The sequence below is a fragment of the Allobosea sp. UNC402CLCol genome (assembly GCF_000745475.1).
Classification (GTDB): domain Bacteria; phylum Pseudomonadota; class Alphaproteobacteria; order Rhizobiales; family Beijerinckiaceae; genus Allobosea; species Allobosea spartocytisi.
This window is the reverse complement of the sequence record NZ_KN050692.1, coordinates 468,288-480,604: the sequence shown is the minus strand read 5'-3', so window position 1 is coordinate 480,604 and position 12,317 is coordinate 468,288. Positions and strand designations below refer to the sequence as shown.

Below are 12,317 nucleotides of genomic sequence, written 5' to 3'. Positions count from 1 at the left end.
GCCCATGACCAGCGCTGTCCTCCCGAACGCCTCCCAGCCTCTGCGCATCGGCCTCGCCGGTCTCGGCACGGTCGGCGCCTCGGTGCTGAAGATCCTACAACGGCAGGAGAACGCGCTTGCCGCGCGCTGCGGCCGGGCGATCCGCGTCGTCGCCGTCTCGGCGCGCGACCGCAAGCGCGATCGTGGGATCGATCTCGGCGGTTTCACCTGGTTCGACGATCCGGTGGCGCTGGCGAAATCGGCCGAGGTCGATTGCGTGGTCGAATTGATGGGCGGTTCCGACGGCCCGGCCAAGGCGACGGTGGAGGCCGCGCTCTCGGCCGGCAAGCATGTCGTCACCGCCAACAAGGCGCTGCTTGCGGCCCATGGCGTCGCGCTTGCGGAACTCGCCGAGAGCAACGGTGTGGCGCTCGCCTTCGAAGCCTCCTCGGCCGGCGGCATCCCGGTGGTGAAGACGCTGCGCGAGGCGCTGGCCGGCAACAATGTCAGCCGCATCTCCGGCATCCTCAACGGCACCTGCAACTACATCCTCTCGCGGATGGAGCAGGAGGGGCTGACCTTCGAGGCCTGCCTGGCGGACGCCCAGCGCCTCGGCTATGCCGAAGCGGACCCGACCTTCGACGTCGAGGGCTTCGACACCGCCCATAAGCTCGCCATCCTGACCAGCCTCTCCTTCGGCACGAAGATCGACGCCGAAGCGATTCATGTCGAAGGCATTTCCGCGATCACGCCGCTCGATCTGCGCATGGCCGACGAGCTCGGCTACCGCATCAAGCTGCTCGGCGTCGCCGAGCGCACCAAGACCGGCATCGAGCAGCGCGTGCACCCGACCATGGTGCCGAAAGCCTCCGCCATCGCGCAGGTGATGGGCGTGCTCAACGCCGTCAGCATCGATGCCGACGCGGTCCGCGAGATCACGCTGGTCGGCCCCGGCGCCGGCGGCGATCCGACGGCCTCGGCCGTGGTGGCCGACATCGCCGATGTCGCGCGCGGCACGGCGGGCCTGCCCTTCGGCCTGCCGGTCGGGCGGCTGGAGGAGCCGACGCGCGCGCCGATGCAGCGTCACGAGGGCGGCTACTATGTCCGCCTTGCCGTGGCGGACCGTCCCGGTGCCGCGGCTGCGATCGCAACCCGCATGGCCGAAGCCGACATCTCGTTGGAAAGCATCGTCCAGCGCCGCTCGCCGGAAGCCGTGAACCGCGATCCAGGCGGCCGCTCGGGCGCGCCGGTGCCGGTCGTGCTCATCACCTACGCCACGAGCGAATCCGCCATCCGGGCGGCGCTGGAAAAGGTCACGGCCGACGGCCATGTCGCGGAACCGCCGCAAGTCATCCGCATAGAGCGGGAATAGGCCTTCGGGTCGATTCCGCCCGCCATATTGCAAGGGGAAACCATTTCATGTCCGTCGATCTCCGTATCTCCCCGGATCAGATCATCGAGCGCTATCTCTCGATGGAGCTGGTGCGCGTCACCGAGCGCGCCGCCGTTTCCGCCGCGCGCCTGCGCGGCCATGGCAACGAGAAGGCCGCCGACCAGGCCGCCGTCGACGCCATGCGCCGCGAACTGAACCGCCTGCCCATCGATGGCGAGATCGTCATCGGCGAAGGCGAGCGCGACGAGGCGCCGATGCTCTTCATCGGCGAGAAGGTCGGCAACAAGCAGGGGCCGAAGGTGCACATCGCGGTCGACCCGCTCGAGGGCACGACGCTTTGCGCAAAGGACATGCCGGGCTCGATCGCCGTGATGGCCATGGCCGGCGCCGGCAGCCTGCTCTACGCACCCGACGTCTACATGGACAAGATCGCCTGCGGCCCGGGCTATGCCAAAGGCGTGATCGACCTCGACGCCTCGCCGGCCGACAACATCAACGCGCTGGCCAAGGCCAAGGGCGTGAAGCCGCATGAGATCTCGACGCTGATCATGGACCGCCCGCGCCATGCCAAGCTGATCGAGGAGGTCCGCAAGACCGGCTGCTCGATCCGCCTGATCACCGATGGCGACGTGGCCGGCGTGATCTTCTGCACCCAGCCGGAGAAGACCGGTATCGACCTCTATCTCGGCATCGGCGGCGCGCCCGAGGGCGTGCTGGCGGCGGCTGCGCTGCGTTGCGTCGGCGGCCAGATGCAGGGCCGGCTGATCCTCGACACCGAGGAGAAGCGCGTGCGCGCGGCGGGCATGGGCGTCAAGGATCCGAACAAGAAGTACGACATGTCGGAGATGGCTTCGGGCGACGTCATCGTCTGCGCCACCGGCGTCACCGATGGCGGGCTGCTCTCGGGCGTGAAGTTCGGCAAGGACTTCATCGAGACCGAGACGCTGGTCTATCGCTCGATCACGGGCACGGTCCGCCGCATCTTCGGCGAGCATCGCGAATTCTCGAAGTTCCAGCTCGATTGAGCGGAGCCGTGTTTCCGGCGCCGGCCTTTGGCCTGCGCCGGAAATTGCAATAGGGCGTCATTCTCGGGCTTGACCCGAGCATCTCAGGCCGAGAGAGGCGCTGGAGCCTCCATCGTCATGAGATGCTCGGGTCAAGCCCGAGAATGACGGCGCTACGCCGCCGGTCTTATCCCACAGCTTCCGCCGCGGCGCGCCCGGCCACCCGCCCCGAGAAGATGCAGCCGCCGAGGAAGGTGCCTTCCAGCGCCCGGTAGCCATGCAGGCCGCCGCCGCCGAAGCCGGCCGCTTCTCCCGCCGCATAGAGCCCCGGCACCGGCTCGCCCACGGCGTCGAGCACGCGTGACGACAAATCCGTCATCAGCCCGCCCAGCGACTTCCGCGTCAGGATGTTGAGCCTGACCGCGATCAGCGGACCATGGGCGGGGTCGAGGATGCGGTGCGGCTTTGCCGTGCGGATCAATCGGTCGCCGAGATAGGCCCGCGCGCCGCGCAGCGCCACGACCTGCATGTCCTTGCCGAAGGGGTTGGCGAGCGCCCGGTCGCGCGCTTCGATCTGCCCGCGCAGATGCGCCTCGTCGATCAGCGCCTCGCCGGCGAGTGCATTCATGCGCGCGACGAGGCGGGAGAAGTCGGTTTCGACGATGAAGTCCTCGCCCTTGTCCATGAAGGCCTGCACCGGCCCCGGCACGCCGCCGCCCGCGCGCTTCAGCACCTGCCGCCAGCTCTTGCCGGTGAGGTCCGGGTTCTGCTCCGAGCCCGACAGCGCGAATTCCTTGGCGATGATGCTGCGGCTGAGCACGAACCAGGAATGACCATGGCCGGTCTTCATGATGTGCTCGAGCGTGCCCAGCGTGTCGAAGCCGGGAAAGAGCGGCACCGGCAGCCGGTTGCCGCGCGCATCGAACCAGAGCGAGGAGGGACCGGGCAGGATGCGGATCGCGTGCCGCGGCCAGATCGGCGCCCAGTTGGCGATGCCTTCGACATAGTGCCACATCCGGTCGCTATTGATCAGCCGGCCGCCGGCGGCTTCCGTGACCGCAAGCATCGCGCCGTCGACATGATCGGGCACGCCCGAGAGCAGCCGGGCAGGGGCCTTGCCCAGGCGTTCCGGCCAATTCGCCCGGACGAGCTCGTGATTGCCGCCGATGCCGCCGGAGGTGACGATCACCGCCTGCGCCTTCAGTGAAAAATGCCCGGCGACGGTGCGGCCGCTCTTCTCGCCGCGCCCGACGCCACTCGGCTCCAGGATCTCGCCCGCGACGCCGTCGATCGCGCCGCCGCTTTTCGTGAGATCGGTGACGCGGTGGCGGAACCGGAACGAGAGCAGCCCCTTGGCTTCGGCCTCCTTGGCGCGGCGCAGGAAGGGTTCCAGCACGCCGGGTCCGGTGCCCCAGGTGACATGAAAGCGCGGCACCGAATTGCCGTGGCCCGTGGCGAGGTAGCCGCCGCGTTCCGCCCAGCCGACGACCGGGAACCAGCGCATGCCCATCGCATGCAGCCAGCTCCGCTTCTCGCCCGCTGCGAAATCGAGATAGGCCTTTGCCCAGCGCTGCGGCCATTCATCCTCCGGCCGGTCGAAGCCGGCCGAGCCGAACCAGTCATCCGCCGCCAGTTCGCGCGAATCGCGGATGCGCAGCCGCCTCTGCTCCGGGCTGTCGATGAAGAACAGCCCGCCGAAGGACCAGAAGGCCTGTCCGCCGAGCGAGGCTTCCGGCTCCTGGTCGAGCAGCACGGCCTTCCGGCCCGTATCCGCGATCTCGCAGGCGGCGACGAGGCCGGACAGGCCGGCGCCGACGATGACGACGTCGGTTTCTGTTTCCATGCGCGTTTCCTGTCCGATCCTGCGCCTTGGCCGGCTGCTTGTGCACAGTATGGCGCCCGGTTACCGGCCGGCCAAGTTCGACGCTGGTTGACCTTGTGCTCCGCTTGCGCGACGCCGGGAGCACGATGAGTCTGATGCAGCCCCGTGCTTTTCTCGGCGTGACCCGATCCGTGCTCGGCCGACCCTGGCGCGACCGGCTCGACATGGCCGGCCTCGGCCGCGCCGAGGCGTTGAGCCAGCAGCAGGGCTTGCCCGACATCCTCGCGCGCCTGCTGGCCGCCCGCGATGTCGAGCCGGCCGAGGCGCTGCGCTTCCTTGAGCCGAAGCTGCGCGATCTCTTGCCCGATCCCGCCATCCTCACGGACATGCAAGCCGCCGCCGCGCGGCTGGCACGGGCCGGTGCCGCCCGCGAGCAGGTCGCGATCTTCGGCGACTATGACGTCGACGGCGCCTGCTCCTCCGCCCTGCTCGCCGGCTTCCTGGAGCAGGCCGGCGCCCGCCCGCGCATCCATATCCCCGACCGGCTGATCGAGGGCTACGGCCCCAACAGCGAGGCCATCCGCATGCTGGCGGGCGAGGGCGCGACGCTGCTCGTCACCGTCGATTGCGGCACCACCAGCGACGAGCCGCTGGCCGAGGCCCGCCGGCTCGGGCTCGATGTCGTCGTGCTCGACCATCACCAGGCGCCGGAGCGGCTGCCGGCCGTCGAGGCGCTGGTCAATCCCAATCGTCAGGACGATCTCTCCGGCCTGGGGCATCTCTGCGCCGCCGGCGTCGTCTTCCTCGCCCTCGTCGCGACCAGCCGGGAACTGCGCCGGCAGGGCGTCTGGGCCGAGCGTGGTGGCGAGCCCGATCTGCTCGCGATGCTCGATCTCGTCGCGCTGGCGACGGTCGCCGATGTCGTGCCGCTGCGTGGGCTGAACCGCGCCTTCGTCCGGCAGGGCATCGCCATGATGCGCGCGCGCATCCGGCCGGGCCTGACCGCGCTGATGGATGTCGCTGGCCTCGACGGGCCGGTCCAGCCCTGGCATCTCGGCTTCCTGCTCGGCCCGCGCATCAATGCCGGCGGGCGTATTGGCGATGCCGCTCTCGGCGCCCGCCTCCTGCTCACCACCGACGAGGTCGAGGCGCGTGCCATCGCCGCCGAGCTCAACCGCCTCAACCAGGAGCGGCAGGAGATCGAGCGCCTCGCCGTGCTGGAGGCCGTCTCGCAGGCGGAGCATGAGCTCGCCGACGCGAGTGAGAGCCTGCCGGTCCTGCTCGCAGGCAGCGCCGACTGGCACCCCGGCATCGTCGGGCTGGTGGCGGCACGATTGAAGGAGCGCTTCCGTCGCCCGGCTTTCGCTCTGGCGCTGAACGGGGAGGGCGGCGCCACCGGCTCGGGCCGCTCGGTCGCGGGCGTCGATCTCGGCCGGGCCGTGCGCGCGGCGGTCGAGGCCGGCATGGCGGTGAAAGGCGGCGGCCACGCCATGGCGGCCGGCGTCACGCTCGGGCGCGGGCAAGCGAATGCCTTCCACGCCTTCCTGAACGAGCATCTCGCCCGCGAGGTCGCAGGCGCCAGCGAGGCCGAGGCGCTGCTGGTCGATGCCGCCTTGAGCGCGGGGGGCGCCAGCCCGCGCCTCATCGCCGAGATCGAGAAGGCCGGACCTTTCGGCTCAGGCAGCCCCGAGCCGGTCTTCGTCTTCCCCGCCCATCGCTTGACCGATGCCATCCCGATCGGCAGTGGCGGCCATATCCGTATCAAGCTGCGCAGCGGCGATGGGGCCAGCATCGGCGGCGTCGCCTTCCGCGCGGCGCAGGAACCGCTGGGGCAAGCGCTGATCGCGGCACGCGGCGAAATGGTCCATCTCGCCGCGACCTTGAGCCTCAACCGCTGGGGCGGCAACGAGACGGCGGAGCTGCGGATCCTCGACCTCGCCAGGGCCGTCTAGGCGCGTCCGCCCGGCTTGCTTTGAAAATGGGAGGTCGGCTCACGATTCTTGTGAACGGGTGCTTGCGAAGCGGCACGCCCGCCACTATACCTCGCCCCGCTTCGCAACGCGGCCCCGGCCGCGAGAGCACGCGACCTTCGTCTATCGGTTAGGACACCAGCCTTTCACGCTGGGGAGACGGGTTCGACTCCCGTAGGTCGCGCCATTTTCTGCGAAGCGATTCAGATCAGCGCCGCCATGTGCAGCAGGACGAAGCAGCCCGCTCCGCCGCCGATCAGCAGGAGCGGATTGATCGGCGTCGCCATCAGCAGCGCGGTCGAGGCCAGCGCCAGCCCGCGCCCGATCCAGCCGCTGTCGAGCGAATTGATCAGCACGTAGCTCGCCGCCAGGATCATCCCGGCCGCGACGGGCCGCAGGCCTCTTTCCAGCGCCTTGAGCAATCGCGCACCCTCGAAGCGCGACCAGATATGGGCGACACCGTAGATCAGCAGCGCGGTCGGCCCGAAGATGCCGATGGTCGCCGCCAGCGCGCCCCAGAAGCCGGCGATGCGCCAGCCGATCAGCGTCGCGAGCAGCGAGCCCGGGCCCGGCGCCAGCCGCGAGATCGCGAAGGCGTCGACGAATTGGGAGGCGGTCATCCAGCCATGCACGTCGACGATCTGGCGGTGCATGTCGGCAACGGCGCTCTGCCCGCCGCCGATCGTCACCAGCGAGAGCGGCAGGAAGACCAGCAGGATGCTGATGGCGATGGCCGGCATTGTCCGTCAGCCCTGGTGGTAGGTCACGGCGACGCTGAGCGAGCCGGCGACGAGCACCGTCCAGATCAGCGGCAATTGCAGGATGGCGACCGCGACGAAGGTGGCGGCCATGATCGCGAGCGGGAACACGCGGCGCGGCACGCGCCGCGCGGCGACGAGCCCCATCGAGAGCGACAGCCCGATCGCGGCGCAGGCGGCGCCCGCAAGCGCGACATGGGTCAGCTCGAAGCCGGCGAGCGCGGTGAAGACGGTGCTGATCAGCGTGATCACGATGGCGGCCGGCACGATGATGCCGAGCCAGGAGGCGATGGCGCCGTTGCGCCCGCCGAGCTTGTAGCCGATCCAGATCGCCATATTGGTGACGTTGACCCCCGGAAGCGCCTGCGCGATCGAGAGCCCGTTCAGGAAATCCTCCTCGCTCATCAGCTTGCGCCGCTGCACGAACTCCCGCAGCAGCCAGCCGCTCAGGCCGCCGCCGAAGCTGGTCAACCCGATGCGCGTGAAGATCAGGAAGAGCTCCACCGCGCTCGGGCGTTCGGCGGGGGCTTCGTCCCGGCCTTTTCGGAGCGCCGCGTTCCGGCTTTTGGGCTGAGGCGTTGGGGAGGAATCCGGCATCTCAACTCCGGGAGACGAGCGACTCTGGAACGTCCCACATTGCCGGCTTTGTCCCGGCTGGCCAGCACGCCCGCGCATGCTGGTCATGACCGGCACGACGAGGGGCGGGTTGCGCCTGTTTCATCAGCGCGAAGGAGGCTCGCGCCGCCGCAAGGTGCGGCTGACGGCCCGTTTCAGGCGGACGCCGGCTTTCCGGACGAGTTCGCGGTTGCGCCGCTCGCCGGTGTCGCCCGAGAGCGCCTCCGGCAAGGGCAGGGGGCGTTCAGACAGCATGGCGTGCGTGGCCTCGCTTGCTGTCGCGGCATCGGTTTCCGCGCTCTCGGGAAGGGCGAGGCCCTGCAGGCCGGGATCGACATAGGCCTTGATCGGCAGATGGTCCGAGGCGGTCCTTGCCAGCGGCGTGTCGTGGACTTCGACATCGGACAGGATTTCCGGCCGGTTGGCGATGATGCGGTCGAGCGCCAGGAGCGGCAGGCCGGAGGGAAAGCTCGGCACCGGCACCGGCAGCCTGCCGAAGGCCGGACCCAGCTCCTTGAGCGAGGAGCGCTCGCCCAGGCGCCATTCGTTGAGGTCTCCCAGCAGGAGGGTGGGGCGCTCGTCCCGGCTTTGCATGATCTCGATCAGCCGGCGCGCCTGCTGCGAGCGCGAGCGCCGGAGCAGGCCGAAATGAGCGGCGACGAGCCTGAGCGCCGCGCCGCTTTCGAGGTCGAGATCGACGACGAGCGCGCCGCGTGGCTCGAGCCCCGGCAGGCTCACCTGATGGACGTCCTGTACGATGCCACGCCGGAACAGCACGACATTGCCGCGCCAGCCATGGGCCCGGCTGGCATTGCCGAGCGGGACCGGCACCAGCCCGGTTTCCTGCTCGAGCCAGGCGAGGTCGAGCAGGCCCTCGCGCTCGCCGAAGCGCTTGTCGGCCTCCTGCAGGGCAATGACGTCGGGGCCGATCTCGGCGATGACGCGGGCGATCCGCTCCGGATCGAAGCGGCCGTCGACGCCGACGCATTTATGGACATTGTAGGACGCGACCAGCGTGCCGGAGAGCCGTTCGCCGGCGATGCCGGAAAGGGTTCCCGTCCGGTTCCTGCGCTGGCGGAGCGAGGAGATGATGCTGGCCCGCAGGCTTGGGCTCTTCTTCTGCATCGCTGCGCCAGCCTGTGTCGGCACGGAATCGAATCGGGCGGACCCGCAGTCTATACCGCCGGGGAGGCCGGGCTCGTCACCGTTTCGTCAGAGATAGGGCGAGCCGAGCCAGATCACCCGGTCCATCAGACGTACGAGATAGGGCCGCGCGCGCAGGCCGGCAAGCGTGACCTTGCCGGCCTTGGCGATCACGGCGTCGATCCGGGCCTCGATCCCGCGTGCGAAGCCGGGATCGAGAACCTCCACGTCGATCTCGAAATTCAGCCGGAGCGAGCGCGGATCGAGATTGGAGGAGCCGACATAGGCCCAAGCCCCGTCGATGGCGAAGAGCTTGGAATGGTCGAAGGGGCCGGTTGCGCGCCAGATCCGGCAGTAATTCTTGAGGATCTGGTCGAACTGCGCCGTCATTGCCCGGTCGACCAGCACGAGGTTGTTGACCGAGGGCACGACGATGTCGATGTCGACGCCGCGCCGCGCCGCCGTCACCAGGGCGCTGATCAGTTCCTGGTCGGGCAGGAAATAGGGCGACATGATCCTGACCGAGCGGCGCGCCACCGAGAGCGCACCGATCAGCAGCTTGTGATTGGTCTCGAGGAAGGAGTCGGGGCCGGAGGGCACGGCGCGCATCAGCACCGGCCGCTCGACGGGTGCCGGCGCCTGCATCGCCCAGTCCGCGCCGGTCAGCGCCTCGCCGGTGGCGAAGCGCCAATCCTCGGCCGCCACGGCGAAGAGGTCGCCCACGACCGGCCCGGTGATGCGGAAATGCGTGTCATGGGCCGAAGCCTCGCCCGCGAATTCCGTCGTGAAGCCCTGCCGGATGTTCATTCCGCCCATGAAGGCGGTCGCGCCGTCCACGACGATGATCTTCCGGTGGGTGCGCAGATTGGCATAGGGCAGCCTGAGGCCCATGATGATGTTGCCGTTGAACACGGCGACGGTGACGCCGCCGCTGCGCAGGGGGCCGACGATGCTGGGTACCGAGTAACGGGCGCCGACCGAATCGATCAGCACGCGGACGGAGACACCGCGTCTCGAGGCCGCGATCAGCGCATCGGCGATCCTCAGGCCCAGCGGGTCGCGGTCGAAGATGTAGGTCTCCAGGATCACGCTGCGCTCGGCCGCTGCGATGGCGGCGAGCATGGCGGCATAGGCCTCGTCGCCGGTCCGCAGCGTCTCGATCTGGTTGCCCTTGGTCAGCGGATGGCGCGCGACGCGGTCGCCCAATGTCTTCAGCGCCGCGAAGCGCTGGCCGAAGACCTCGCCGACCTCGTCATGGCTGATATGGAAGCGTCGGGTGGAATCCGCGGCGGCGCCGGGCCCGGGGCGTTGCGAGAGGATCGTGGCGCGGCGGATGCGGTTGACGCCGGCGACGGCATAGAGGAGCGGGCCGACGATCGGCGAGAGGATGATGACCCCGGCCCAGCCGATGGCGGCGCGCACCTCGTCCTTGGTCATCACCGCATGCGCGGCGGCCACCGCCGCCATCACCACGGAAATGACGGCGAGGATGTGCGGCCAGTAGGTCGAGAGAATCTGCCACATGAGGCGAAGCTAGAGCATGGCGAAGAAAAGTGGCACCGCGGCTTTTTTGACTGGCCAATCCGCCGTTCCGATCTGAATCGAAACTCCTGATATCGGTTTCCGAATATCCGGCCTGTTGCCGCGAAGCTGACGCAAAACGGCGCCGATCTGCTATGAGCGCGCCATGCTGAGAGAGTTCTTCGCCTATTACCGCCCGCACCGGACGCTGTTCCTGGTCGATTTCGGCTGCGCCGTGCTGTCCGGCCTGCTCGAGCTCGGCTTTCCGATGGCGATGAAGGCCTTCGTTGATCTCCTGCTGCCGCGCGGCGACTGGCCGCTGATCCTGCTCGCGGGCGTCCTGCTGCTCGCGATCTATGGGCTCAACACCGGGCTGATGGCGATCGTGACCTATTGGGGCCACCGCCTCGGCATCAATATCGAGACGGAGATGCGCCGGCGCGCCTTCGACCATCTCCAGAAGCTCTCCTTCCGCTTCTACGACGACCAGAAGACCGGCCATCTCGTCGCCCGCGTCACCAAGGATCTGGAGGAGATCGGCGAGGTCGCCCATCACGGGCCGGAGGACCTGTTCATCGCGGTGATGACCTTCGTCGGCGCCTTCCTGCTGATGCTCTCGGTCCATGTCCATCTGGCGCTGATCACGGCGCTGATCGTGCCGCTCGCCGGCTTCATCGTCGCCCGCTATGGCGGCCGCATGACCACCAACTGGCAGGCGCAATATGGCCGCGTCGGCGCCTTCAACGCCCGGCTGGAGGAGAATATCGGCGGCATGCGCGTCGTGCAGGCTTTCGCCAACGAGGCCCATGAGCGCGCGCTCTTCGCCGGCGACAACCAGCGCTATCGCTCGACCAAGCTCGAAGCCTATCGCATCATGGCGGCGAGCCAGGCGCTGAACTATCTCGGCATGCGCCTGGTCCAGCTCGCGGTCATGCTGGCCGGCACTTGGTATGTCGTGCAGGGCAGCCTCAGCATCGGCGGCTTCGTTGGCTTCCTCTTGCTGGTCGGCGTCTTCTACCGCCCGCTCGACAAGATCGCGGCGGTGATCGAGACCTATCCGAAGGGCATCGCCGGCTTCCGCCGCTACCAGGAACTGCTCGCGACCGAGCCCGATATCGCCGATGCGCCCGATGCGGTCGAGGCGCCGCCGCTCAAGGGGACCATCCGTTTCGAGGGCGTGCGCTTCGGCTATGCCAAGGACAGGCCGATCCTGTCCCATATCGACCTCGCGATCCGGGCCGGCGAGACGGTTGCCTTCGTCGGCCCCTCGGGGGCGGGCAAGACGACATTGCTCTCGCTGCTGCCGCGCTTCTACGAGGTCGATGCCGGCCGCATCACCGTCGACGGCATCGATCTCCGCGAGCTGACGCTCGCCTCGCTGCGCCGCCAGATCGGCATCGTCCAGCAGGATGTCTTCCTCTTCGCCGGCACCATCCGCGAGAACATCGCCTATGGCCGGCTCGGCGCCTCGGAAGCGGAGATCGTAGAGGCCGCCCGCCGGGCGCGGCTCGACCGGATGATCGCCGATCTTCCGGCGGGGCTGGACACTGTGATCGGCGAGCGCGGCGTCAAGCTCTCCGGCGGCCAGAAGCAGCGCCTCGCCATCGCCCGCATCTTCCTGAAGAACCCGCCGATCCTGATCCTCGACGAGGCCACCTCCGCTCTCGACACCGAGACCGAGAAGGCGATCCAGCAATCGCTGACCGAGCTGGCGCAGGGGCGCACGACGCTGGTCATCGCCCACCGCCTCGCCACCATCCGCCATGCCGACCGCATCGTGGTGGTGACGCCGGCCGGCATCGCCGAGCAGGGCCGCCACGAGGATCTCATCCGCGCCGGCGGGCCTTACCAGGCGCTGCACGAGGCGCAGACGCTGACCTGGCAGGCGGCGGGTACGGCGGCGGAGTAGCTGTTCCGACAATCATGTCATCCCGGGCGAAGCGAAGCGCAGACCCGGGATCCATGCCGGAGCGTTTCCGAGTGAGATTCAGGCATGGATCCCGGATCGCCGCGGCTTCGCCACTTGTCCGGGATGACGGCGCTGGACGAAGCCGGGAATCTTTCCGTGCCACCCGCTGTCAGCGGTCCACTGCCGAAACGGGAGACTCGACT

8 protein-coding genes, 1 tRNA gene and 1 pseudogene are annotated in these 12,317 nt (G+C 68.9%); 5 read left to right on the top strand and 5 right to left on the bottom strand.

Going from position 1 to position 12,317, the window contains the following annotated elements; translation table 11 throughout:
• Nucleotides 1–4 precede the first annotated feature (4 nt).
• Both GY40_RS24965 and glpX read left to right on the top strand, forming a co-directional pair.
• The gene (locus GY40_RS24965; RefSeq protein WP_038368198.1) at nt 5–1,351 is read left to right on the top strand and encodes a homoserine dehydrogenase; all 1,347 of its coding nucleotides are present in this window, start codon (nt 5–7) and stop codon (nt 1,349–1,351) included.
• A 47-nt stretch (nt 1,352–1,398) separates the two neighbouring features.
• A complete protein-coding gene (gene glpX, locus GY40_RS24960) occupies nt 1,399–2,397 on the top strand; it encodes a class II fructose-bisphosphatase (protein ID WP_038368195.1) in 999 nt (332 codons plus the stop codon).
• Nucleotides 2,398–2,563: 166 nt separating this feature from the next.
• On the opposite strand, the gene GY40_RS24955 is transcribed toward glpX, so the two are convergent.
• On the bottom strand, nt 2,564–4,219 hold the full coding sequence (locus tag GY40_RS24955; protein WP_038368192.1) for an FAD-binding dehydrogenase: 1,656 nt from the start codon (nt 4,217–4,219) through the stop codon (nt 2,564–2,566).
• A 125-nt stretch (nt 4,220–4,344) separates the two neighbouring features.
• Here GY40_RS24955 and recJ point away from each other — a divergent pair, with 125 nt between their 5' ends.
• Entirely contained in the window at nt 4,345–6,150 is a 1,806-nt protein-coding gene (recJ, locus tag GY40_RS24950; protein WP_038368188.1) for a single-stranded-DNA-specific exonuclease RecJ, read from the top strand.
• A gap of 130 nt (nt 6,151–6,280) precedes the next feature.
• Nucleotides 6,281–6,355, top strand: a tRNA-Glu gene (locus GY40_RS24945).
• A 16-nt stretch (nt 6,356–6,371) separates the two neighbouring features.
• Here GY40_RS24945 and GY40_RS24940 read toward each other — a convergent pair.
• From GY40_RS24940 to GY40_RS24925, 4 genes and pseudogenes are all read right to left on the bottom strand, one after another.
• The gene (locus tag GY40_RS24940) at nt 6,372–6,908 is read right to left on the bottom strand and encodes a chromate transporter (RefSeq protein WP_038368185.1); all 537 of its coding nucleotides are present in this window, start codon (nt 6,906–6,908) and stop codon (nt 6,372–6,374) included.
• 6 nt (nt 6,909–6,914) lie between these two features.
• The gene (locus GY40_RS24935) at nt 6,915–7,430 is read right to left on the bottom strand and encodes a chromate transporter (RefSeq protein ID WP_051988495.1); all 516 of its coding nucleotides are present in this window, start codon (nt 7,428–7,430) and stop codon (nt 6,915–6,917) included.
• Nucleotides 7,431–7,871: 441 nt separating this feature from the next.
• Nucleotides 7,872–8,666 (bottom strand): annotated as a pseudogene (locus tag GY40_RS24930) (endonuclease/exonuclease/phosphatase family protein); the annotation flags it as partial.
• Nucleotides 8,667–8,753: 87 nt separating this feature from the next.
• On the bottom strand, nt 8,754–10,208 hold the full coding sequence (locus tag GY40_RS24925; protein ID WP_038368179.1) for a phospholipase D-like domain-containing protein: 1,455 nt from the start codon (nt 10,206–10,208) through the stop codon (nt 8,754–8,756).
• 163 nt (nt 10,209–10,371) lie between these two features.
• Here GY40_RS24925 and GY40_RS24920 point away from each other — a divergent pair, with 163 nt between their 5' ends.
• On the top strand, nt 10,372–12,114 hold the full coding sequence (locus GY40_RS24920; RefSeq protein ID WP_038368177.1) for an ABC transporter ATP-binding protein: 1,743 nt from the start codon (nt 10,372–10,374) through the stop codon (nt 12,112–12,114).
• The last annotated feature ends 203 nt before the right edge of the window (nt 12,115–12,317 follow it).